22 protein-coding genes and 4 pseudogenes are annotated in these 22,059 nt (G+C 72.4%); 17 read left to right on the plus strand and 9 right to left on the minus strand.

Annotated features, from left to right (window positions below):
* Positions 1-95: 95 nt before the first annotated feature.
* Positions 96-692, minus strand: coding sequence for a TetR/AcrR family transcriptional regulator (locus tag GA0070561_RS13050; protein ID WP_091400270.1), 597 nt, complete (start codon positions 690-692; stop codon positions 96-98).
* A gap of 21 nt (positions 693-713) precedes the next feature.
* On the minus strand, positions 714-1,271 hold the full coding sequence (locus GA0070561_RS13055) for a signal protein (RefSeq protein WP_112638439.1): 558 nt from the start codon (positions 1,269-1,271) through the stop codon (positions 714-716).
* Positions 1,272-1,340: 69 nt separating this feature from the next.
* Between GA0070561_RS13055 and proS the strand changes: the two genes are divergently transcribed.
* The 12 genes from proS to GA0070561_RS13115 all read left to right on the plus strand — a co-directional run bounded on the left by proS (position 1,341) and on the right by GA0070561_RS13115 (position 9,664).
* On the plus strand, positions 1,341-2,747 hold the full coding sequence (gene proS / locus GA0070561_RS13060; protein WP_091400274.1) for a proline--tRNA ligase: 1,407 nt from the start codon (positions 1,341-1,343) through the stop codon (positions 2,745-2,747).
* Between the two features lies 1 nt (position 2,748).
* Positions 2,749-3,417 carry a ribonuclease FAU-1 family protein gene (locus GA0070561_RS13065; protein WP_279616371.1) on the plus strand — a complete coding sequence of 223 codons (669 nt, stop codon included), beginning with the start codon at positions 2,749-2,751 and terminating at the stop codon, positions 3,415-3,417.
* A 229-nt stretch (positions 3,418-3,646) separates the two neighbouring features.
* Entirely contained in the window at positions 3,647-4,147 is a 501-nt protein-coding gene (gene rpsP / locus GA0070561_RS13070; RefSeq protein ID WP_091400275.1) for a 30S ribosomal protein S16, read from the plus strand.
* On the plus strand, positions 4,122-4,382 hold the full coding sequence (locus GA0070561_RS13075) for an RNA-binding protein (RefSeq protein WP_172862164.1): 261 nt from the start codon (positions 4,122-4,124) through the stop codon (positions 4,380-4,382). Before rpsP ends, GA0070561_RS13075 begins: the two co-directional genes overlap by 26 nt.
* Entirely contained in the window at positions 4,382-5,020 is a 639-nt protein-coding gene (gene rimM, locus GA0070561_RS13080) for a ribosome maturation factor RimM (RefSeq protein ID WP_091400277.1), read from the plus strand. Before GA0070561_RS13075 ends, rimM begins: the two co-directional genes overlap by 1 nt.
* Positions 5,021-5,031: 11 nt before the next feature.
* Positions 5,032-5,805: a tRNA (guanosine(37)-N1)-methyltransferase TrmD gene (gene trmD / locus GA0070561_RS13085; RefSeq protein WP_091400279.1), complete on the plus strand. Its 774-nt coding sequence runs from the start codon at positions 5,032-5,034 to the stop codon at positions 5,803-5,805.
* A 143-nt stretch (positions 5,806-5,948) separates the two neighbouring features.
* A complete protein-coding gene (gene rplS / locus GA0070561_RS13090) occupies positions 5,949-6,305 on the plus strand; it encodes a 50S ribosomal protein L19 (RefSeq protein WP_030335223.1) in 357 nt (118 codons plus the stop codon).
* A 183-nt stretch (positions 6,306-6,488) separates the two neighbouring features.
* Entirely contained in the window at positions 6,489-7,358 is an 870-nt protein-coding gene (lepB, locus tag GA0070561_RS13095; RefSeq protein ID WP_091400281.1) for a signal peptidase I, read from the plus strand.
* 10 nt (positions 7,359-7,368) lie between these two features.
* Positions 7,369-8,004 (plus strand): signal peptidase I, encoded by a 636-nt coding sequence (gene lepB, locus GA0070561_RS13100; protein ID WP_091400282.1) that lies wholly within the window; start codon positions 7,369-7,371, stop codon positions 8,002-8,004.
* 48 nt (positions 8,005-8,052) lie between these two features.
* A complete protein-coding gene (locus tag GA0070561_RS13105; RefSeq protein WP_091402039.1) occupies positions 8,053-8,538 on the plus strand; it encodes an NUDIX hydrolase in 486 nt (161 codons plus the stop codon).
* On the plus strand, positions 8,532-9,344 hold the full coding sequence (locus GA0070561_RS13110; protein ID WP_091400284.1) for a ribonuclease HII: 813 nt from the start codon (positions 8,532-8,534) through the stop codon (positions 9,342-9,344). The genes GA0070561_RS13105 and GA0070561_RS13110 overlap by 7 nt, the downstream gene beginning before the upstream one ends.
* Positions 9,341-9,664, plus strand: coding sequence for a DUF2469 domain-containing protein (locus GA0070561_RS13115; protein ID WP_007075222.1), 324 nt, complete (start codon positions 9,341-9,343; stop codon positions 9,662-9,664). The genes GA0070561_RS13110 and GA0070561_RS13115 overlap by 4 nt, the downstream gene beginning before the upstream one ends.
* Positions 9,665-9,726: 62 nt before the next feature.
* Here the strand turns inward: GA0070561_RS13115 and GA0070561_RS13120 are convergent, their stop codons facing one another.
* Positions 9,727-10,869, minus strand: coding sequence for a sulfite oxidase (locus GA0070561_RS13120; RefSeq protein ID WP_091400286.1), 1,143 nt, complete (start codon positions 10,867-10,869; stop codon positions 9,727-9,729).
* A 243-nt stretch (positions 10,870-11,112) separates the two neighbouring features.
* Between GA0070561_RS13120 and GA0070561_RS13125 the strand changes: the two are divergent.
* Positions 11,113-11,700: pseudogene (locus GA0070561_RS13125) on the plus strand (murein hydrolase activator EnvC family protein); the annotation flags it as partial.
* A 50-nt stretch (positions 11,701-11,750) separates the two neighbouring features.
* On the opposite strand, the gene GA0070561_RS13130 reads toward GA0070561_RS13125, so the two are convergent.
* The 6 genes and pseudogenes from GA0070561_RS13130 to GA0070561_RS13150 all read right to left on the minus strand — a co-directional run bounded on the left by GA0070561_RS13130 (position 11,751) and on the right by GA0070561_RS13150 (position 17,514).
* On the minus strand, positions 11,751-12,932 hold the full coding sequence (locus tag GA0070561_RS13130; RefSeq protein WP_091400289.1) for an aminotransferase class V-fold PLP-dependent enzyme: 1,182 nt from the start codon (positions 12,930-12,932) through the stop codon (positions 11,751-11,753).
* A 76-nt stretch (positions 12,933-13,008) separates the two neighbouring features.
* Positions 13,009-13,509, minus strand: a pseudogene (locus tag GA0070561_RS34710) (tyrosine-type recombinase/integrase); the annotation flags it as partial.
* Positions 13,510-13,607: 98 nt separating this feature from the next.
* Positions 13,608-14,061, minus strand: a pseudogene (locus GA0070561_RS34715) (site-specific integrase); the annotation flags it as partial.
* A 328-nt stretch (positions 14,062-14,389) separates the two neighbouring features.
* Positions 14,390-15,607 carry a DNA-processing protein DprA gene (dprA, locus tag GA0070561_RS13140; protein WP_091400292.1) on the minus strand — a complete coding sequence of 406 codons (1,218 nt, stop codon included), beginning with the start codon at positions 15,605-15,607 and terminating at the stop codon, positions 14,390-14,392.
* Entirely contained in the window at positions 15,604-17,124 is a 1,521-nt protein-coding gene (locus tag GA0070561_RS13145) for a YifB family Mg chelatase-like AAA ATPase (protein WP_091400294.1), read from the minus strand. Before GA0070561_RS13145 ends, dprA begins: the two co-directional genes overlap by 4 nt.
* A 30-nt stretch (positions 17,125-17,154) precedes the next feature.
* A complete protein-coding gene (locus GA0070561_RS13150) occupies positions 17,155-17,514 on the minus strand; it encodes a YraN family protein (RefSeq protein ID WP_091400296.1) in 360 nt (119 codons plus the stop codon).
* A gap of 165 nt (positions 17,515-17,679) precedes the next feature.
* Between GA0070561_RS13150 and GA0070561_RS13155 the strand changes: the two are divergent.
* The 4 genes and pseudogenes from GA0070561_RS13155 to pyrH all read left to right on the plus strand — a co-directional run bounded on the left by GA0070561_RS13155 (position 17,680) and on the right by pyrH (position 22,059).
* Positions 17,680-18,835 (plus strand): annotated as a pseudogene (locus tag GA0070561_RS13155) (hypothetical protein).
* 412 nt (positions 18,836-19,247) lie between these two features.
* A complete protein-coding gene (gene rpsB / locus GA0070561_RS13160) occupies positions 19,248-20,168 on the plus strand; it encodes a 30S ribosomal protein S2 (RefSeq protein WP_091400299.1) in 921 nt (306 codons plus the stop codon).
* 134 nt (positions 20,169-20,302) lie between these two features.
* On the plus strand, positions 20,303-21,130 hold the full coding sequence (gene tsf / locus GA0070561_RS13165; RefSeq protein ID WP_091400300.1) for a translation elongation factor Ts: 828 nt from the start codon (positions 20,303-20,305) through the stop codon (positions 21,128-21,130).
* A 161-nt stretch (positions 21,131-21,291) separates the two neighbouring features.
* A complete protein-coding gene (gene pyrH, locus GA0070561_RS13170; protein ID WP_030487501.1) occupies positions 21,292-22,059 on the plus strand; it encodes a UMP kinase in 768 nt (255 codons plus the stop codon).

Consider the following 22,059-nt stretch of genomic DNA (forward strand, 5'->3'; position numbering starts at 1 on the left):
GGGGGTGCGGGGTGCGGGGTGCGGCGAGGTGCGGGGTGCGGGCGCACGGGCGGGTGTGCGGCTTCGGCCACTGGGCGGGCGTGCGGTGCTCGGGGTCAGAGGGCTGGGCGGGCGGCGGCGCTGAAGAGGCGTACGGCAAGGTCGGCGAGGGCCGTGGCGGTCTGCTCGATCGGTTCGCGGGGGAGCACGATGTGGCTGACCACCAGGCGGACGATGGTGTCGGCGGCGAAGGCCAGCGCGGCCTGGTCCGCTCCGGGCAGGTGATCGCCGGCCCAGTCGATCAGCGCGCCGGACGCCTCGGTGAGCACCACCTCGGCCCGGGTGGTGAGGTACGGAAGTAGCTCGTCCGAGCCGCCTCGGGCGCTGGCCAGGATGGCCTTGACCAGCGGGTTTTGCGCCGCCGTGCTGAGTGTGTGCGCGATGGCCGCGTACGCGCCGGCCCGTACGTCGGTGCCGTGGGCGAGCAGAGCGGCCCGGACGGCGCCGACGAACCGGTCCACCTCGGCGCGGGCGAGGGCTTCGGCCAGCCCTGCCTTGCTGCCGAATTCGTTGTAGACGGTCTGCCGGCTGACCCCGGCGGCGTTCGCGACGGCGCCCATCCGGACGCCGTCCCATCCGGTGGCGACGGTCAGCGCGCGGGCGGCGTCGACGATGCCGGTCCGTACCGGCGTGGGGCCCCTCTGCTCAATCATGGTGGTCGAAGTGTAGGTCGTTCAGCGCACCTCGATCTGGTACTGCGCCTCGACCCAGAACCGCCCGCCGTCGGTGCCACCGAAGCTCAGCTCGTGTCGGCCGGGGCCGGGCGGCGGGATCAGGCCCCACAGACCCCAGCAGGAGACCGGAACGGACCACGGCCACATGGTGACGACGTTGTTGAAGAAGCCGCGGACCGGGAACGGCTCGGCCGAGCCGGCCGGTGTCAGCGCGATCGGCAGTCCGTCGAGCTGCGCATGCCCGGTGGCACCGAGGTCGGGCTCGGCCGGGCCGGTGCCGCCGCCGGCCTGCCACCAGCAGAACGCCGGGAAGAAGAGCGGCCGTCCGGAGGGGACCACGCAATGCCGTTGCACAGAGCCACCGTGCGTTCCCGCGAGGAACCACACGTCGTCGGGCTGGTGACGCCCGGCGTGCCGGCCGGACCGGTCGGCGATGGGGCTGGTCGGCTGCCGGTGTCGGGCCACCCAGCGCACCCATCTCGTGGCCAGGTGTGCCAGATCGGGGGCCTCTGGCTCGGGGGTGGGAGCCGCTCCGGTGTGCGGATCGAGGAAGGTCATGACGGCAGATGCTAACGATGCCGCGCCCGAGCGCACTGCCCTGACGAGCGGCGCATAGGATGTGCGGTCATGGCACGCGTGCTCACTCCCCGTGCGGAGGATTTCCCCCGCTGGTACCAGGACCTGATCGCCAAGGCGAAGCTGGCCGACAACGGCCCGGTTCGCGGCACCATGGTCATCCGACCGGCCGGCTACGCCATCTGGGAGCGTATGCAGGCTGAGATGGACGCTCGGATCAAGGCGGCGGGTGCGGAGAACGCGTACTTCCCGTTGTTCATCCCCGAGAGCTACCTCAAGCGCGAGGCGCAGCACGTCGAGGGCTTCTCGCCAGAGCTGGCGGTCGTCACCCACGGTGGTGGCAAGCCCCTGGCCGAGCCGATCGTGGTGCGTCCGACCAGCGAGACGGTCATCGGCGAGTTCATGGCCAAGTGGATCGACTCGTACCGGGACCTTCCGCTGCTGCTCAACCAGTGGGCGAACGTGGTCCGGTGGGAGCTCCGTCCGCGGATCTTCCTGCGTACCAGCGAGTTCCTCTGGCAGGAGGGGCACACCGCCCACGCCACCCGTGAGGACGCCCGGGCGTACGCGCGGCGGATCCTGCACGAGGCGTACGAGGACCTGATGGTCAACGTGATCGGCATTCCGGTGGTGGTCGGCCTGAAGACGACGCGCGAGCGCTTCGCCGGGGCGACGGCCACGTACACCTGCGAAGGCATGATGGGCGACGGCAAGGCGTTGCAGCTGGGCACCAGCCACGAGCTGGGCCAGAACTTCGCCAAGGCGTTCGACATCAGCTACTCCTCCAAGGAGGGCGGCCGGGAGCACGCCTGGACCACCTCCTGGGGCACGTCCACCCGGATGCTCGGCGGCCTGATCATGGCGCACGGCGACGACAACGGCCTGCGCGTGCCGCCGAGGCTCGCGCCGATCCAGGCGTACGTCATGATCGTCAAGGATGGCGACGGCGTGGGCGAGGCGGCGGCCAAGCTGCGCGACGGCCTGCGCGACGCCGGCGTCCGGGTCGCGCTCGACGACCGGACCGACACCCCGTTCGGCCGCCGGGCCGTCGACGCCGAGCTGCGCGGCTATCCGGTACGCGTCGAGGTCGGCCCCCGTGACCTGGCCGTGGGCAACGCGACGGTGGTGCGTCGGACCGACGGCTCGAAGACCCCGACGCCGGTGGCGGACGTGGTCACCGCGGTGCTGGCCGCCCTGGAGACCGACCAGCAGGTGCTGCACGACCAGGCGCTGGCCAACCGCGAGTCGCGCACCGTGGAGGTGGCCACCCTGGCCGAGGCCATCGAGGCCGCCGCGACCGGCTGGGCGCGGGTGCCGTGGTCGGCGGTCGGCGTGGCCGGCGAGGCGGAGGCGAACGGTCAGGGCGTCACTGTGCGCTGCCTGCTTCGCGCCGACGGTTCGGTACCGGACTCGGAGGACGAGCCGGATCTCGTTGCAATCCTCGCCCGCGCCTACTGAGGTGCGGCCGGGCAACCCCGTCGACCGGTTCGAGCCGGGTCGGCTGATCTTGCATCGGAACGTGCGGCACGGCCGGATCGGATGGGCCCGGCCGGCCCGCGTGGTCAGCGACGACGATCGAGGGTTGCTGGTCTGGATCGCCCGGGACTCGCCGGTGGCCCACGAGGTGACCGAGGCCGGGCTGGGGATGCGGGCGATGCCGTTCGCCGAGTGGATCTCGTCGACGTACCGGTTGGCGGAGGGGCGCTGGAACGGCCCGCCGCTGTTGAAGTTCCTGCCCACGGGGGCGGCGCACTCCGTCTGGTGGTTCTCCGACGCCCAGGGCCGGTTCGCCCACTGGTACGTCAACCTCGAGGAGCCCGGTGTCCGCTGGGACGACGGCCCGGTGGCCGGCGTCGACGTGGTGGACCAGGACCTGGATGTGGTGGTGTGGCCGGACCGCAGTTGGGAGTGGAAGGACGAGGGCGAGTTCGTCGAGCGGCTCGCCTTCGGGGCCGACTACTGGGTGACCGACGAGAAGGCGGTCCGCGCCGAGGGGGAGCGGGTGATCGCGCTCGCCGAGGCCGGCGAGTTCCCGTTCGACGGCACCTGGTGTGACTTCGCACCCCCTCCGGAGTGGCGCATACCGGACAAAATGCCATCGGGATGGGATCGTCCGCCGGTGCGCTGAGCGGTATCCCAGGTCGCCGACAACGCGGTGTACGGGTCCGATGCGGGAGATCGGCATCGGATCTGGCAGAATGGGTCGCTGGTATCCGGCGCGCGTCCGGCGCCCTCTAACCCGGGCGCGTCGCCAGTCCACCGAGTAGTCTCCGGCCCAACCCCACGGGCCCGGTCGGCGCTCACCCATGCACACCGTCCGCCTGGGCCGGTGAGATCGCAACAGGAGCGAAACAACTGTGGCCGTAAAGATCCGGCTCCTGCGGATGGGCAAGATCCGCAACCCGCAGTACCGCATCGTCATCGCCGACTCGCGCACCAAGCGTGACGGTCGGGCGATCGAGTTCGTCGGGATTTACCAGCCCAAGGAAGACCCCTCGATCATCGAGGTCAAGTCGGAGCGGGTCCAGTACTGGCTGTCCGTCGGCGCTCAGCCGAGCGAGGCGGTGCAGCGGCTGCTGGAGCTGACCGGTGACTGGCAGAAGTACAAGGGCCTGCCGGCCCCGCCGCCGCTCCTGGTCGCCCCCGAGCGGGCCGACCGCAAGGCGACGTACGAGGCTGAGGCGAAGGCCGCCGCCGGGCTCGCCCCGGAGACCCCGGCCAAGCCGGCCAAGAAGGCCGCCAAGGCTGCCGAGGCTCCGAAGACCGAGGCTCCGGCTGAGGCTCCGGCGGCCGAGGCGCCGAAGACCGAGGCTCCGGCCGAGGCCCCGGCCGCTGCCGACGCCGGTGAGCAGGCCTGACATGCCACTGCGTCCGGCGTTGGAGCACCTGGTCAAGGGCATCGTCGACCACCCGGACGACGTCCGGGTGCGGATGGTCGATTCCCGTCGGGGCAAGCGGCTCGAAGTCCGCGTGCACCCCGAGGACCTCGGCACTGTGATCGGGCGGTCCGGCCGGACCGCCAAGGCGCTGCGCCAGGTGATCGGCTCCATCGGCGGGCGCGGGGTTCGCGTCGACATCGTCGACTCGTACTGATGCAGCTCGTCGTCGGCAGGATCGGCAAGCCGCACGGTGTCCGCGGTGAGGTCACCGTGGAAGTGCGGACCGACGAGCCCGAGGCACGGTTCGCCCCCGGCACAGTGCTGCGCACTGAGCCGGGGGCGACACCCCCGCCTGCGCGCAACACTGTGCCGGGCACTGAGGCGGGGGCGACACCCCCGCCTGCGCGCAACACTGAGCCGGGGGCGACACCCCCGCCAACCAGCGATGAGCCCGGGGTGCCGTTCCGGGTTCCCGCGGAGCTGACCATCGATGAATCCCGCTTCCACCAGGGTCGGGTGCTGATCGCGTTCGAGGGCATCCTGGACCGCAACACCGCCGAGGCGCTGCGCGGGACGCTGCTCGTGGTGGACAGCGCCGACGTGACCCCACCGGACGACCCGGAGGAGTTCCACGACCACCAGCTGGTCGGGTTGGCCGTGGTGACCCCGGCCGGCGAACGCCTGGGCGAGGTCGCCCGCATCGACCACGCGCCGTCGTCCGACCTGCTGGTGCTGCGGCGCCCCGAGGGGCGTACCGCGTTGATCCCGTTCGTCCGGGCGATCGTCCCGGAGGTCGACCTGGCCGGCGGACGTGTGATCGTCGACCCGCCAGCCGGACTGCTCGACCTTTAGGACCAGCCCGCATGCGCGTCGACGTCGTGTCGATCTTTCCGGAGTACTTCGCCCCGCTGGACCTGTCGCTGATCGGACGGGCGCGGGCCAACGGCGTACTGCAGCTCGCCGTGCACGACCTGCGGACCTGGACCCACGACGTGCACCGCACGGTCGACGACACGCCCTACGGTGGCGGGCCGGGAATGGTGATGCGCCCCGAGCCGTGGGGTGAGGCTCTGGACGCTCTCGCGCCGCTCGACGCCCCGCCGCCAAGGCTGCTGGTGCCGTCGCCGGCCGGTGCCCCCTTCACCCAGGCCATGGCGTACGAGTTGGCGGCCGAGTCGCATCTGCTCTTCGCCTGCGGCCGTTACGAGGGGATCGACCAGCGGGTCCTGGCGCACGCCGCCACCCGGATGCCGGTCACCGAGGTGTCGCTCGGTGACTATGTGCTCTTCGGCGGCGAGGTCGCGGTCCTGGTGATGCTGGAGGCGGTCACCCGGCTGCTGCCGGGTGTGCTGGGCAACGCGGGCTCGTTGGACGAGGAGTCGCACGCGCACGGGCTGCTGGAGGCGCCGATCTACACCAAGCCGCCGAGTTGGCGCGGGCACGACGTGCCGGAGGTGCTCCGCTCCGGTGACCACGGCAAGATCGCCCGCTGGCGGCGCGAGGAGGGTCTGCTGCGCACGGCGGCCCGCCGGCCGGACCTGCTGGCCGCGCTGCCGCCCGATCGGCTCGACAAACGGGACATCGCGGCCCTGGACCAGGCCGGATTTCAGCCTCCACCGGGGGATGTGGCAAAGTAGGGGGGTTGCCGCATCCGTCCGCGCCCGCGGTCGGCTGCGAGGATCCCCGACCGGGGTCGGTCCGCCGATCACCACCCGGGAATCAGAATCACCCACCCGCGCACCGAGTGACGGTGCGCCGTGAGCCTTACGAGGACGCAGCGATGAACATCCTGGACGCCCTTGACGCCCAGTCGAAGCGGACCGACCTTCCCGACTTCCGGGCCGGTGACACCGTCAAGGTGCACGCCCGCGTCGTCGAGGGCAACCGGTCCCGTGTCCAGATCTTCCAGGGCGTCGTGATCCGCCGCCAGGGTGACGGTCTGCGCGAGACCTTCTCGGTCCGCAAGGTCAGCTTCGGTGTCGGCGTCGAGCGGACCTACCCGCTCAACGGCCCGGGCATCGACCGGATCGAGGTCGTGACCCGCGGTGACGTGCGTCGCGCCAAGCTCTACTACCTGCGCGAGCTGCGCGGCAAGAAGGCCAAGATCAAGGAGAAGCGGGAGAAGCAGCCCAGCTGACTTCCCGCTCGCCACGCCGCCCGAGCTGCGCGTATGCCGTACCGACCAGAGCGCACTACCCTGGTCGGTACGGGCGCAGCGAGGCGGCGGTCCCGCCCAGGTGGCGGGTAGTTGTCCACTACCGCCCGTGGAGCCTCGACGAGGCTCCCGGGCGGTGGTGTTTTCTGCGGACCGGGGAGTGGCGTGGTGCAGACGCTTGACGAGGACGGCACCGTCGATCCGTGGCGCCGACGGGCTCGCCGCACCCGCCGGCAGATGCCTCTCTGGCAGGAGCTGCCGCTGCTGCTGGTGGTCGCGTTCTGCCTTGCGGTGCTGATCCGCACCTTCCTGCTCCAGGCGTTCTTCATTCCGTCCGGCTCGATGGAGGACACCCTCCTCGTCGGTGACCGGGTGCTGGTCAACAAGGTCGTCTACGACGTTCGTGACCCGCTGCGCGGCGAGGTGGTGGTCTTCCGGGGCACCGACCGCTGGGCGCCGCAGGTCGACGAGCAGCCGAAGCCCGGCGTCGCCGGCCGGCTCGCCCGCACCGTCGGCGACCTGGTCGGGGTGAGCCGCCCCGGTGAGAAGGACTTCATCAAGCGGGTGATCGGTCTCCCCGGTGACCGGGTCAAGTGCTGCGACAGTCAGGGTCGGGTGACTGTCAACGGCATCCCGCTCAACGAGTCGTACGTCCTGCGGGACTCCCCGCTGGACCTGCCGCCCAACCCGGCGGAGTGTCGCTCCCGGCGCTTCGACGAGATCGTCGTGCCGCCCGGTCAGATCTTCGTGATGGGTGACCACCGCGAGGTCTCCCAGGACGCGCGTTGCCAGGGGCCGGTGCCGATCGACAACGTGGTCGGCCGGGCCTTCATGGTGGTCTGGCCGTCGTCGCGGTGGAGTGCGCTGTCGGTGCCGTCCACGTTCGAGGACGTCTCCGGGCCGGCCACGGCGTCGCCCGGTGCGACTCCGGCGCGACCGACTCCGCAGGGCGGTGTGCTGCTGATGCTTCCGTTGGCAGCCGCGCTACGTGGTTCCCGCGCGTTCCGGACGGTGCCGTCCAGCCGGGCAACGTAGGCTCCTTGGCGTGATTGACGAGCAGACCGACAAGCCGCGCAGCTCCTTCTGGAAGGAGCTGCCGATCCTGCTGGGTGTGGCGATCCTGGTCGCGGTGCTGGTCCGCGCCTTCGTGCTGCAGACCTTCTTCATCCCCTCCCCGTCCATGGAAAACACTCTCAAGATCGATGACCGTGTGCTGGTCAACAAGTTGGTCTACGACTTCCGGTCACCGCACCGCGGCGAGGTGATCGTGTTCAAGGCTCCGACCGCGTGGAGCGGCAACCCCGACGGTGAGGACTTCATCAAGCGGGTGATCGGCATCCCCGGGGACCACGTGGTCTGCTGCGACCCCGAGGAACGCCTGATGATCAACGGCAAGTCGCTGGACGAGCCGTACATCTTCTCCATGGACGGGATTCGCGACAAGCCCGCCGACCAGGAGTTCGACATCACCGTGCCGGAGGGCCGGCTGTGGGTGATGGGCGATCACCGGTCGGCCTCCGGCGACTCCCTGGAGCACTGGCAGCAGTCCCAGCAGAACATCACCGAGGCCACGATCCCCGAGGACGACGTGGTCGGGCGGGCGTTCACCGTCTTCTGGCCGGTCAACCGGGCCACCTGGCTGACGGTGCCCGACGGGTTCGACGGCATTCCCAAGCCGTAGGTCGTACGGGGCGTGGGCGATCCGTCCTCGGTCTGGCAGGCTGGTGCGGTGACCGTCTACACCCCTCGACGCGCGGCCCGCGTGCTGCTCGTCGACGCGGCCGGCCGGGTCCTGCTGTTCGAGGGCTTCGACCCGGCCCGACCCGGGCACCGATACTGGTTCACTCCCGGCGGTGGGCTCGATCCGGGGGAGGCGCCGGCAGTGGGCGCGGCCCGGGAGTTGGCCGAGGAGACCGGCCTGCGGCTCGACCCGTCCCAGTTGGGCGAGCCGGTCTGGTCCGACGCGACCGAGTTCTCCTTCGACGGCATCTGGTACCGCCAGGAGCAGGATTTCTTCCTCTTCCGGGTGGACTCCTGGCGGGTGGACACCACGGGCTTCAACGACATCGAGCGACGTAGCATCGCCGACCACCGCTGGTGGGTTCCGGACGAGTTGGCGGCCAGCGGTGACCGGTTCTACCCGCCCGAACTGCCCGCCCTGCTGACCCGGCTGGGGCAGTCGACCACCGCCGGCCGGGGCGAGGCGTCGTGCTGACCCCGCCGCGCACAGTGGTGCGCCGCGAGGCCGGCCTGTACGCCCTGGAGCGGGCATTGCAGCGGCGTGGCTTCCGGCACGTCGCCGGCGCCGACGAGGCGGGCCGGGGGGCGTGCGCCGGTCCGCTGGTCGCCGCCGCGGCGGTGCTGCCCGAGGGGCGGCGCGGCGAGATCGATGGGCTGGCCGACTCGAAGCTGCTCACCCCGGCCAGCCGGGAACGGGTGTACGCGGAGGTCGTGGACCGCGCGCTCGCGTACGCCGTGGTGGTCATCCCGGCCGAGGAGGTCGACGCCCGGGGTCTGCACGTGTGCAACCTGGCCGCGATGCGCCGGGCGCTCGCCTCGCTCACCACCCGCCCGGAGTACGTGCTGACCGACGGGTTCGGCGTGGACGGCCTGGGCGTGCCCGGCCTGGCGGTGTGGAAGGGCGACCGGGTGGCCGCGTGTGTGGCGGCGGCCAGTGTGCTGGCCAAGGTCACCCGGGACCGGCTCATGGTGGAGTTGGACGGGGTGTTCCCGGCGTACGGCTTCGCCGAGCACAAGGGCTACATCACCCCGGAGCACTCGGCGGCGCTGCGGGAGCACGGGCCGTGCCGGGAGCACCGGTTCTCGTACGTCAATGTCGCCGCGGTCTCCGGCCGCGACGGCCGGCCGCCGCGCGCCCGACGGCCCGGCGGCCACGGCCCGGATGAGCCGATGGAGCGCTCGTGGGCGTCAGGGGGTACCGTCGGCGTGGCGTTGGGCGAGCAGCCTCGGCCTCCGACGCCGGTGGGGGAAGATGTGGCCATGGAAGGCGGAGTGCGATGAGCGCGGAAGATCTCGAGAAGTACGAGACCGAGATGGAGCTGCAGCTCTACCGGGAGTACCGCGACATTGTCCGCCAATTCTCCTACGTGGTGGAGACGGAGCGCCGGTTCTACCTGGCCAACCAGGTCGACCTGCACGTGCGTAACTCCGACGGCGAGGTCTACTTCGAGGTCGAGATGCACGACGCCTGGGTGTGGGACATGTACCGTCCTGCCCGGTTCGTGAAGAACGTCCGGGTGATGACCTTCAAGGACGTCAACGTCGAGGAGCTGGAGAAGCCCGACATCTCACTGCCCGCCGACTCCGGCTTCGGCGGCTGAGCGCACCCGAGCCGCCGGGCCTGCCACGGGCCCCCCACCCGTGGCGTGACACCCGCCGCCGATCACTCGGCCGGCACCACGACCTCGACCCGCTGCACCATGTTGTTGGCGAAGCCGCCACGGTTCCACTGTTGCTCGACCGGCTGGGTCCGCCCGGACGCGTCGGTCGCCCGCGCGCCGAGCACGTACCTGCCGGGTGTGGCGACCCACTCGTGCCGCCAGCGCCGCCAGGCGAAGTCCCCCGCGTCCGCCGGGTCCAACTCGGCCGGCGCCCAGCTCTGCCCGCCGTCGGTGGTCACCTCCACGGCGACCACCGGGGCGTGCCCCGACCAGGCCCGACCATCCAGCGTGCACGGACCCTGTCGCAGCACCCGACGGCGGGACATGAAGTCGGGGAAGCCGGGCGGGCGGACCAGCGCCCGCGGCTCGATCCGGGTGACCGGCACGCCCGGGTCGTCGGCGTCGCGGCGTACCCGGTAGGCCACCGCGTTCTGGTACCCCTCGAACGGCTCGGTCCGCAGCTCGATCGAGTGGACCCACTTCACGTGCGCCATGCCGTACCAGCCCGGCACGATCAGCCGCAGCGGCGCACCGTGCTGCGGCAGCAGGGGAGCGCCGTTCATCTCGTACGCCAGCAGCACCTCCTCGCGCAGCGCGTCGGCGACCGGAAGCGCCCGCTGGTAGTCCTGCTCGATCCCGCGCTCCACACCGTGATCGGCGCCGGTGAAGACCACGTCCACCGCGTCCGGGTCGACGCCCGCCTCCCGCAGCAGCGGAGCGAGGGGGGTGCCGGTCCACTCCGCGTTACCGACCGCCTCGACCAGCCAGGGCTGGCTGACCGGTCGGGGGTGCAGCAGGGCCCGCCCGTTACCGGCGCACTCCAGTGTCACCTGCCGGGTGACGCGGGGCCGTTCGCGCAGGTCGGCGAGGGTGACCGTCAACGGACGGTCCACCGCACCGCCGATGGTCAACGTGTGCGCCGCCGGGTCGAGCTCCGGGATGTCGTAGTGGATCAGCAGGTAGTGCAACCCGGCCGGGGTGACGTCGTAGCGCAGCGCCTCCAACGGGATGCCGTGGTTGCGGGCCGCGAGCTGCAACTCCTCGGCGCTGATCGTCTCGTCCGGCTCCGCGAGCCGGGACGGGCCGCTCACGTCGGCCACCGTCGGCCCGGTGGGGTACGACGTCCAATCATCGAGAGTGGTCATGCGGCCTCCCCGGTACAGACGGCGGCACCCGCCGTACGCGGCCCAGCCTAGGCCCTCGATGGCGGCCCGAAAACGGCACCGGAGGTACGGCGGCGTTCGCGCGGCGGGCCGGGGACAGCCTCCGCCGTCGGGGGCATAACAGATCATCGAGGGCGTTGGGTGGTCGTCCACAGCACCTCCGGTTGTCCACAGCCCCGTCGGTCGGGACGGCGGACGACCCTGCGTCGGCCGGAGGCTGCCGTCATGCGACCGCCATCCGCCCGTTCGATCCGCCGCACGCTGCTGCTGTGCACCGTGCTCCCGCTCACACTGACCGTCCAGCTCTGTGGGCTGGCGGTGCTGGTCGCGGCGGTGCCCGGCCAACCACCGACCCCGACCGTGCCGGTCGCGGCCCTCGCGGAGCCGGTCGCCGCCCCAGCGCCCGCCGGGCGGTTCCGCTGGCCGGTCGACGGGCCGCCCCGTCCGGTGCGCCGGTTCGACCCGCCACCGCGACCGTGGCTGCCCGGTCATCGCGGCGTCGACCTGGCCGCCCCCGCCGGAGCGGTGGTCCGCAGCGCCGGGCCGGGCACAGTGCTCTTCGCCGGTCTGGTGGCCGGTCGACCGGTGGTCACCGTGGGGCACGCCGACGGGCTGCGGACCACCCACGAGCCGGTCCAACCCGCCGTACGCCCCGGCCAGCCGGTCACCGCCGGCGCACCGCTGGGCGAACTGCTGCCCGGGCATCCGGGTTGCCCGGCCGAGGCGTGCCTGCACTGGGGCCTACGCCGGGGCGAGGAGTATCTCGACCCGCTCGCCCTGCTCGGCCTCGGCCCGGTGCGCCTGCTCCCGGTCGGTCCGGTCCCGGCGTCCGCTCCCGGCCGGGTCCGGTCCCGGCCGTTCGCTCAGCGCTGGGCGAGCAGTGCCGGCAGCCGTGCGCCCAGACGCTCGTACTCGTCGGCGGCGTTGTAGACCTGGCCGGTGAGCCGCAACCACCCTCGGCCGCTCCAACTCATCACCGCGACCTCGGCGGCGAGCCGCTCACCGATCCGTGCCTGCAACGCCCGCGCCGCGTCGATCGTGGTGCCCGTGCCGGCCGGCAGCGGGATGAGGCGCAGCGCCACCCCCGGTCCGCCGGGGTCGGGCAGATCGGCGGGCGCCACCCCCAGGGCGTCCCCCACCACCCGCTGGCCGTACGCGGCGAGCGCGGCGTTGTGCTCCCGCACCCGGTCGACGCCGAGACTGCGCATCGTGAACAGGCCCGCCGGGGCGGCCAGCCAGGGCGTGTAGTCGAGCGTGGCCTGCCACTCGAGCCGGGCCGGGAAACCCGACTCCTGCTCCCAGGACACCACCAGTGGCTCGATCCGGTCCCGCCACTGCGGTGCCACCGCCAGCAGGGCGGTCCCGCGCGGGGCGTACGCCCACTTGTGCAGGTTGCCCACCCAGAAGTCCGCGCCGATGCCGGCCACCGGGGTGGGCAGCATGCCCGGGGCGTGCGCGGCGTCCACCAGGACCGGCACGCCGTGTTCGCGGGCCACCCCGACGATGGCGGAGGTCGGAAAGAGCTTGGCGGTGGCCGAGGTGAGCTGGTCGACGACGAGCAGCCGGGTCCGCCCAGGGCGCAGGCCGGCACGGATGCTCTGCACGATCTGCTCGTCGGTGGCGGCCAGGGGGATCGGCAGGACCCGGCTGACCGCGCCGGTGCGGCGGCACTCGCGCTGGATGGCCAGGCTCACCGCCCCGTACCCGTGGTCGGTGCTCAGCACCTCGTCGCCGGCCTTGAGGCCCACCGACTGAAGCACCACGGCGACGCCGGTGGTGGTGTTGCCCACCAGGGCGCTGCCGTCCGGGTCGGCGCCCAGGAACCCGGCGAGGTGCCGGCGGGTGTGCGCGATCCGGTCGACCAGCCCCTGGGTGAAGAAGCGCAGCGGGTTCGCCTCCATCTCGTCGCGCAGCCGCTGCTGGGCGCGCTGCACGCCGATCGGCACCGCGCCGAACGAGCCATGGTTGAGGTGGCTGACCGCCGGGTCCAGGGAGAAGAGCAGGCGGGCGCCCGGGATCGGCTCAGGGGGATTCGGGACGCTCACTTGATGATCGTAACCGCCGCGCGTGCCCGCCCTCCGGCCCTTGATCAGGCGTGCGTGCGCACCTTGCGGCCCTTGATCAGGCGCGCGGGTGCGCCTGGCGGTAGGCGGCGCGCAGCCGCTCGACCGAGACGTGGGTGTAGATCTGTGTGCTCGCCAGCGACGAGTGGCCGAGCAGCTCCTGCACGGCGCGTAGGTCCGCGCCACCCTCCAGGAGGTGGGTGGCCGCGGAGTGGCGCAGATCGTGCGGGCTGGTCCGGGGCAGTCCGGCGGTCTCGGCGTACGCACCGACGATCTGACGCGCGGTCGTCGGGTTGAGCCGACCACCCCGGGCGCCCAGCAGCAGCGCGTCGCCGGAGCGGGGGCCCACCATCGCCGGGCGGCCCCGGCGCAGCCAGTCGTCCAACGCCCGCTGGGCGGGCACCCCGTACGGCACCGAGCGCTCCCGCCCGCCCTTGCCGAACACCCGGATCACCCGCCGGCCGTGGTCGACATCCCCGACGTCCAACCCGCACGCCTCGCTGACCCGTACGCCGGTGGCGTAGAGCAGCTCCAGCAGCACGCGGTCCCGCAGTGGCACCGCCTCGGCCCCGCCCGTTGCACCCGACGCCAGCCCAGCCGCTGTGTCCGTGGGCTCTGCGTCGGCGCCTGCTTGGTTGGTGAGCGTGGGGTCCGTGCCCGCCGGGTTGGTGGGTGGTGCCTGCCGGGACGGTGCCTCGACCAGAGCGGCGGCCTGGTCGGCGCGCAGCACGCTGGGTAGTTCCCGGTGCGCGCGAGGGCTGGCCAGCGCGGCGCCCACGTCGGCGGGGAGCAGCCCGGCCCGGTGTGCCCAGGCGCTGAACGCCCGCGCCGACGCGGCCCGCCGGGCCAACGACGTGCGGGCCGCACCCATGGTGCGCTGCCGCGCCAGCCAACTGCGCAGCACCGACAGGTCCAGCTCGGCGAGGTCGACGCAGCCCATCCGGACGGCGTGGTCGAGCAGCGAGACCAGATCGGTGACGTACGCGCGGACGGTGTGCGCCGAGCGGTTACGGACCCGGGACAGGTGCTCGGCGAAGTCGTCGACAGCGTCGCGCAACGCTGGCGGGAGTGCCTGGTGCATGACCCGGGTGCCCCGGTCCGCCCGGCTCATCGTGGCCGCGCCGACGTGCCGGCCGGTTCCCCGGCCCCGGCACCCTCACTGACGGCTGACACGGCACCAGCCTACGGCCGGTTCGCAGCCGCCACGGGACACGACGGCGCCGGTGTCCACCCCCGACTACCGGCGGTTGTTCCTCTTGCTCAGGAAGACGAGCAAGCCGACAACGAGCACGGCGGTCACGACGAGACAGCAGAGCACACTGATGTGCCACGGCTTGATTGCACCCATGACCGGGCACGGTACCGGCAGTATCGGCTGGCCGGGACCCCGACCGCGAGGGGCTACGGGCATCCCGGCCGGATGGCGGTGACGCATCCGCTCAGGTAACAGGTCGACCGGACGTCCCTGCCGCCGCACGCTTTGGTTTGGCGGGTGGGGCGAGGGCGTAGCCGTCGTCGCGACGGACCACCATGGACAGCTCCTCCAGCAGCGACAGCTTGCGCAACGCGGTCCGTAGGTCGACGCCGGCGCGGGCGCAGAGCCGGTCCACGCCCATCGGGCCTCGGCGGGGCAGCGCCTCCAGCAGCGACCGCGCCTCGTCGTCCAGCGCGTCGGTGGCCCGCTGCGGTCCACGCGCCAACGGGGCCAGGTCCGCACCGATCCGACCCACCTCCTCCAGCACGTGCGCCACCCCGGTGACCAGCCGGGCCTTGTCGGGGAACTCGCGCAGGAACTCGTGCACGCCGACGGACATCGCCGAGGTCACCGGTCCCGGCACCACCATGGCCACCCGATTGGCGTGGATGGCCCGCCGCGCGGTCTGCGTCGCGCCACTGCGCGCCGATGCCTCCACCACGACGGTGCCCCGGGTGCCTGCGGCGATCACCCGGTTGCGGATCAGGAATCGGGGTCGCAGCGGCTCGGCACCGGGCGGCCACTCACTGACCAGCAGCCCCGTCTCGGCGATCCGGTCGAAGAGCGCGGCGTTGCCCATCGGGTACGGACGGTCCAGCCCGCAGGCGAGCACCGCGACGGTCAGACCGCCAGCGGTGAGTGCGCCCCGGTGGGCGGCGGCGTCGATGCCGAACGCGCCACCGGACACGACCGTCCAGTCCCGCTCAGCCAGGCCGTACCCCAGCTCGGTCGCGACGTGCTGCCCGTAACCGGTGGCCGCCCGCGCCCCCACCACGGCCACCGAGCGATCCAGAGCCTCACCGAGCGGCCAGCTTCCGCGTACCCAGAAGCAGAGCGGCGGGGCGGTCTCACCATCCACCCGGCGGCTGACGTCCGGCAGCCGCAATTCGGCCAGGCTGGCGACCTGGGCCGGCCACTCCTCGTCGTCCGGCGTGACCAGCCGGGCACCCAGTCGGTCCGCCCGCTCCAGGGCCTCCGCCGCCACCGCCCGTGCGTCGCCGGCCGCCGAGCGTGCGGCGACAGTGGTGTGCAGCCAGCCGGCCGGGCTGCCGCCGTCGAGCAGCAGATCCAGGGTCTCCACCGGGCCGTGCCGTTCGACCAGGTGATGCACCGCGCGCGTACCCGGCTCCGCCAGCCAGGTCAGGGCGACCCGGGCCAGCCTGCGTTCCTCCTCGGCGCTCACGTCGCCTCCCCCGTCCGTAGTTGAAGCGCTTCCCGGACGTCGTCCCGGTCAGGTCGGTCGCGACCGTCCAGATCGGCGATGGTCCAGGCCATCCGGATCACCCGGTCGAAGCCGCGCGCCGACAGCGAGCCGGAGTCGAGCCGGCCCCGCAGCTCCACGGTGACCCGGGCCGGCAGCCGCCACGGCGGTCGGCGTAGGTGCGGCCCTTCCACCTCGGCGTTGAGCCGCCGGCCGAGGCCGGCCCAGCGGCTGGCCGCCGCCTGCCGGGCCGCCGCCACCCGGGCGGCGACCGTCGCCGAGGGCTCGACGGCGCCGTCGGTCGCCATCAGCTCGGCTGCCCGCACCGGCATCAGCCGCACCTGGACGTCGATCCGGTCGAGCAGCGGCCCGGAGAGCCTGCCCAGGTAGCGGCGGCGAACCAGCGGTGAACACTCGCAGTGCGCATCGCCGGCCGGTTTCGCGCACGGACACGGGTTGGCCGCCAGCACCAACTGGGTGCGGGCCGGGTACACGGTGCCGCCTCCGCTGCGGCTCAGCTGGATGCGGCCGTGTTCCAGTGGCTGGCGCAGGGCCTCCAGCGCACCCTTGCTGAATTCGGGAGCCTCATCCAGGAAGAGCACCCCGCGATGCGCGAGCGACACCGCGCCGGGTCGGGCCAGCCCCGAGCCGCCCCCGACCAGCGACGGCACGGTCGCGGTGTGGTGCGGCGCCTGGAACGGCGGGCGACGCAGCAGCCGACCACCCGGCGGCAGCAGCCCGGCGACCGAGTGCAGCGCGGTGACCTCCAGCGCGGCGTCGTCGTCCAGCTCGGGCAGGATCGACGGCAGCCGTTCGGCGAGCATCGTCTTGCCGGCGCCCGGGGGGCCGAGCAGTGCCACGTGGTGCCCGCCGGCCGCGGCGACCTCCAGGGCGCGCCTACCCATCTGCTGCCCGGCGACGTCGGCGAGATCCGGCCCACCGGCCAGCGGCTCCGGGATGTCCGCCGGTGGTTCGATCAGTGGGGTGCCGTCCCGCACGAAGGCGACCAGCCGGTGCAGGGTGTCCACCGCTCGCACCCGTACCCCGGGGATGACGGCGGCCTCGGCGGCGTTGCCGACCGGAACGATCACCCGCGCGACGCCGGCCTGGGCCGCGGCGGCGACCATCGGGAGTACGCCGCGCACCGGCCGGACCGTCCCGTCGAGCCCCAGCTCGCCGAGGACCACCACCCCCTCCAGAGGGAGCAGCGGCAGCTCACCCGAGCCGCCCAGCAGCGCTGCGGCGATGGCCAGATCGAAGGCTGACCCGAACTTCGGCAGCGTGGCGGGCAGCAGGTTGAGGGTGATCCGCCGGTTGGGCCAGCGCTGGCCGGAGTTGACCACGGCGGCGCGGACCCGGTCGCGGGCCTCGTGCAGGGCGGTGTCCGGCAGACCGGAGATCACCACCGCCGGCAGACCGGCGGCCAGGTCGGCCTCCACCTCGACGAGGTGGCCGGTCACGCCGACCAGCCCCACGCAGAGCACCTTCGCGTAGCTCACGGCGCGTCACCGATCCTCCGGGTACGCATGTCAGAACGCGCCCTTGAGGTGGTCGACCTGTGCCGGACCGGCGTCGGGCAGCCGCACCGACAGCACGTCGAAACGCACCTCCTCGGCGGTCGTACCGGTCTCGGTCAGCCACCGCGCGGCGAGCCCTCGCAGCCGGCGGGCCTTGGCCGGTACCACCGCCTCGGCCGGGGTGCCGAAGTTCTCACCCCGGCGGGTCTTCACCTCGCAGAAGGCGAGCACCGGCCCGTCCCACGCGATGATGTCGATCTCCCCGGCCGCGCAGCGCCAGTTTCGGGCGATGGGGCGCAGCCCCGCCTCGGTCAGGTGCCGGGCCGCGCATTGCTCGCCGTACGCGCCAACCGCCTGGTTCCGCTTCGTCATGGCCGGCACGGTGCCCGCCGGAGGGTGATCGCCGCGACCCGGCAGCAGCCCAACTGTGGACAACGGGGGTGCTGTGGACAGTCGGACGATCATCCCCGCGCTGTGCTAGGCGCGACTCGTGTCCGCGCTGTCTGGACGATCGGCGGCGCGGTCGGCCGGGCTGAAATGGCGCGGGCGTGGCCGGTCGCATACGGTGCCTGACGTGGACGGACGACGGAGTTTTCCGGAAGATCAGGAGTCGCGCTGGTACCCCGACGAGCGGGGTCGCGGTTACGGCGAGTCGGAGTGGCGCGGCGCGGGCGAACCGCGGTACCGGGACAGCGAGATCCCCGAGCCGCGTGGCGCGGAAGGCGGCCGTTCCGTCGAGGACACCGGCGTCGGCCGCCGCCGCGAGCCGGACTCGGGTCGCTTCGGCGCCGTCGACGCAGGTCGCTTCGGTACGCCGGAGTCGGACTCGGGTCGTCTGAGCGCGGTGGACCCGAGCCGCTTCGGCACGCCGGAGTCGGATTCGGGTCGTCTGAGCGCGGTGGACACGGGTCGCTTCGGTACGCCGGAGTCGGATTCGGGTCGCTTCGGCGCCCTGGACGCTCAGACCGGTCGGTTCGGGGGGAGCGAGGCTGATTCGGGGCGTTTCGGGGCGGTCGACCCTTTGGGTGCCGCGCGGCCGGAGGTGGACGGTTACCGGGCCACCCGATCGCGGCGGGCGGACCGGGACCCCTCGGAGACCTCCGGTGAGCTGCCCGGACGCCGGGCCGCCCGCGAGACGACCACAGCGGGATCGCCGGTGACCAGTGCCCCGCCGGAGACGTCCCGCGACGGCACGTCGACAGCACCGGCGACCGTGCTCGCTGACCAGGCTCGTCCCGCTCCGCTCGCTGGGTACCCGATCATCGAGCCGACCCGGGGCGGCGGCGACACGCCGCACCCGCTGGAGATGCCGACCGGCCCGATGCCGGGGATCGGCCCGCGACCCGACCTGCCCGCGGCCGAGCCGCCGGTGTACCCGCCGGCCGCCGACGGCGTCTATCGGACCCGTCGACCGGTGCTGGCCGTACTCTTCGCTCTGCTGGTGTTGGTCTTCGAGGTTCCCGCGTTGCGGGTGCTGCTGGCGGGCGTGACCGGCGACCCGGTGGACGCCGGGAACGTGGTGGTGGGCATCGCCCTGGTCGCCGGCCTGCCGATCTTCGCGACCGGGCTGTACGGGCTACGGACCGGAGGTCTGGCGCTCGCCGACAACGGTCGGGGCTGGCTGCGCCCACCGACGGCCTACCTGACCGTCGGCCTGGTGCTCTTCGTGGCCGCCGCGCTCGCCGCCGGCTGACCCGGCCCTGCCCGGCCCGCCGCCGGCCTGTCGCGCGGCCGCCCTGTCGCGTGTCCCGACGGTTCGGACAACAACCAGGAAATAGTGGCCTCCGGCGACGCGGAGGCCACTATTTCCACGAACCAGCGCGATCTTCCCAGCAACTCGCGCGAGCGCGCAGGCGAGCGGGGGAGCGGCGGAGCAGCACGCCACGCGCACCCCGGGGCGGCTGAACGGGTGAGGGGCGTACACTGGCCAACTGGCGACCGCCTCGTGCGGTCGACCTCGCGCGCCCTCTTCACGAATCGTCGTGGAGCGACGGCCTCCCTGGTCCCGATCTTGATCGGGTCCACCATGGGTCGGCGACCAGGCGCCAGGACGCCCGGCCACCGGCCGGGCGTGACAACCAGGGACCTTGAGGAGTACCCCAACCATGGCCGTCGTGACCATGCGTCAGCTGCTGGAGAGCGGTGTCCACTTCGGGCACCAGACCCGGCGCTGGAACCCGAAGATGAAGCGCTTCATCATGACCGAGCGCAACGGCATCTACATCATCGACCTGCGCCAGACCCTCGAGTACATCGAGAAGGCGTACGAGTTCGTGCGTGGGACCGTCGCCGAGGGTGGCAGCATCCTGTTCGTCGGCACCAAGAAGCAGGCCCAGGAGGCGATTGCCGAGCAGGCGACCCGGGTCGGCCAGCCGTACGTCAACCACCGCTGGCTCGGTGGCATGCTGACCAACTTCCAGACCGTGTACAAGCGGCTCCAGCGGATGAAGGAGCTGGAGGGCCTGGGTGACCTCAGCGGCACTGCCGCCGGTTACACCAAGAAGGAGACCCTGCAGCTCTCCCGCGAGAAGATCAAGCTGACCCGCACCCTCGGTGGCCTGCGGGACATGCAGAAGCTTCCCGCTGCGGTCTGGATCGTCGACACCAAGAAGGAGCACATCGCCGTCGACGAGGCCCGCAAGCTGGGCATCCCGGTGATCGCGGTGCTGGACACCAACTGTGACCCGGACGAGGTCGACTTCCCGATCCCGGGTAACGACGACGCGATCCGCTCGGCGGAGCTGCTGACCAAGGTCGTCGCCGCCGCCGTCGCGGATGGTCTGATCGCGCGTTCCGGCCGTCGCCGGGGCAACGACGAGAAGCCCGAGGGTGTCGCGAGCGACGAGCCGCTGACCGAGTGGGAGCGCGAGCTGCTCGAGCCGAAGAAGGCCGACGAGTCGGCTGCCCCGGCCGCTGCGGCTGCCCCGGCCGAGCAGCCCGCCGCTGCCGCCGCCGAGCAGCCCGCGACCCCGGAGCAGCCGGCGCAGGCCGCCACCGAGCAGCCGGCGGCCGCCACCGCGGAGTGATCGCACCGTCGCTGCCCCGCCGTCCGTTTTCGCGAACGGCGGGCAGCGACGGTACGCCGGGCACGATCCGCCCGGATCCGGGTAACCGGCACCTCTGACCATCCACACGCCGTCTCAACACCGAAGAGAGAGCCATGTCCCAAATCACCGCCGCGGACGTCAAGAAGCTCCGCGACCTCACCGGCGCCGGCATGATGGACAGCAAGAAGGCGCTGACCGAGGCCGAGGGCGACTTCGACAAGGCCGTCGAGATCCTGCGCGTCAAGGGCGCCAAGGACGTCGGCAAGCGGGCCGGCCGTACGGCCGCGAACGGCCTGGTCGCCCACTCCGGCAAGGCGCTGCTCGAGCTCAACTGCGAGACCGACTTCGTCGCCAAGACCGAGTCGTTCATCGCGCTGGGCCAGCAGCTGGTCGAGCACGGTGAGCGCGCCGGCGTGAACTCCGCCGAGGAGCTGCTCGCCAGCGAGCTCGACGGCAAGGTCATCGCGGACCTGATCCAGGAGCAGTCCGCCAAGATCGGCGAGAAGCTGGTGCTCAACCGGTTCGCCCGGGTTGAGGGCACCACCGCCGTCTACCTGCACCGCAAGGCCCAGGACCTGCCGCCGGCCGTTGGCGTGCTGGTGTCGTACACCGGCAAGACCGACGAGGCCGGCGACGCCGACGCCCGTGGTGTGGCCATGCAGATCGCCGCGATGCGGCCGAAGTACCTCACCCGGGACGAGGTTCCGGCTGAGGTCGTCGAGTCCGAGCGGCGCATCGCCGAGCAGACCGCCCGCGAGGAGAACAAGCCCGAGGCGGCTCTGCCGAAGATCATCGAGGGTCGGGTGAACTCCTTCTTCAAGGACTTCGTCCTGATCGAGCAGTCGTCCGTCTCTGACAACAAGAAGTCGGTGAAGCAGCTGCTGGCCGAGGCCGGCATCGAGGTCACCCGCTTCGTGCGGTTCGAGGTCGGCCAGGCCTGAGCCGCCACCGGGCGCCGCTGGCGCCCGTGGGCAGGAGACATCAACGAGGAGGCCGCCGGTGTACGTGACAGGCACCGCGGCCTCCTCGTCACATAGGGTCGGCAGCGGCAGGTTCGCGGTACGCGCCGCACGGGGCGTGCGCGTGGGGAAGGGCGGGGCGGATGACGCAGGTTGTGAGTGACCGGACGCTGGAGCTGGACGATCCGACGGCACCGCCGCCGGGGCGTGCCCGCCGGGTGGTGCTGAAGCTCTCCGGTGAGGTCTTCGGTGGCGGCGCGATCGGCGTCGACCCGGACGTCGTCCAGGCCATCGCCCGGCAGATCGCCACAGTGGTCCGCCGCGGCGTGCAGGTCTCCGTGGTGGTCGGCGGAGGCAACTTCTTCCGCGGCGCGGAGCTGCAGAAGCGTGGAATGGACCGGGCCCGCGCCGACTACATGGGCATGCTCGGCACCGTGATGAACTGCCTCGCGCTCCAGGACTTCCTGGAGAAGGAGGGCATCGAGACCCGGGTGCAGAGCGCCATCACGATGGCCCAGGTCGCCGAGCCGTACATCCCGCTGCGGGCCATCCGGCACCTGGAGAAGGGCCGCGTGGTCATCTTCGGCGCCGGCGCCGGAATGCCGTACTTCTCCACGGACACGGTGGCCGCCCAGCGGGCGCTGGAGATCCGGGCCGACGTGGTGCTGATGAGCAAGAACGGCGTGGACGGCGTCTACACCGCCGACCCGCGGATCGACCCCACCGCCAGTAAGCTCGACTCGATCACCTTCTCCGAGGCGCTGCGCCGCAACCTGCGGGTGGCCGACGCGGCAGCGTTCAGCCTCTGCATGGAGAACGGCCTGCCGATGCTGGTCTTTGGCGCGCAGGGTGACGACACCATCATCCGCGCGGTGGGTGGCGACAAGATCGGCACCCTGATCACCGCCTGA

Origin of the sequence: Micromonospora saelicesensis, from assembly GCF_900091575.1 — a bacterium.
In the GTDB taxonomy this organism is placed as follows: Bacteria; Actinomycetota; Actinomycetes; order Mycobacteriales; family Micromonosporaceae; genus Micromonospora; species Micromonospora saelicesensis.

Excerpts from the sequence above, each read along its gene's own strand:
- rplS (WP_030335223.1), top strand. The coding sequence starts at position 5,949 with ATGAACATCCTGGACGCCCTTGACGCCCAGTCGAAGCGGACCGACCTT.
- GA0070561_RS13120 (WP_091400286.1), bottom strand. The coding sequence starts at position 10,869 with ATGACCACTCTCGATGATTGGACGTCGTACCCCACCGGGCCGACGGTG.
- GA0070561_RS13115 (WP_007075222.1), top strand. The coding sequence starts at position 9,341 with ATGAGCGCGGAAGATCTCGAGAAGTACGAGACCGAGATGGAGCTGCAG.
- proS (WP_091400274.1), top strand. The coding sequence starts at position 1,341 with ATGGCACGCGTGCTCACTCCCCGTGCGGAGGATTTCCCCCGCTGGTAC.
- rimM (WP_091400277.1), top strand. The coding sequence starts at position 4,382 with ATGCAGCTCGTCGTCGGCAGGATCGGCAAGCCGCACGGTGTCCGCGGT.
- GA0070561_RS13050 (WP_091400270.1), bottom strand. The coding sequence starts at position 692 with ATGATTGAGCAGAGGGGCCCCACGCCGGTACGGACCGGCATCGTCGAC.
- GA0070561_RS13055 (WP_112638439.1), bottom strand. The coding sequence starts at position 1,271 with ATGACCTTCCTCGATCCGCACACCGGAGCGGCTCCCACCCCCGAGCCA.
- trmD (WP_091400279.1), top strand. The coding sequence starts at position 5,032 with ATGCGCGTCGACGTCGTGTCGATCTTTCCGGAGTACTTCGCCCCGCTG.
- rpsB (WP_091400299.1), top strand. The coding sequence starts at position 19,248 with ATGGCCGTCGTGACCATGCGTCAGCTGCTGGAGAGCGGTGTCCACTTC.
- tsf (WP_091400300.1), top strand. The coding sequence starts at position 20,303 with ATGTCCCAAATCACCGCCGCGGACGTCAAGAAGCTCCGCGACCTCACC.
- GA0070561_RS13150 (WP_091400296.1), bottom strand. The coding sequence starts at position 17,514 with ATGACGAAGCGGAACCAGGCGGTTGGCGCGTACGGCGAGCAATGCGCG.
- pyrH (WP_030487501.1), top strand. The coding sequence starts at position 21,292 with ATGACGCAGGTTGTGAGTGACCGGACGCTGGAGCTGGACGATCCGACG.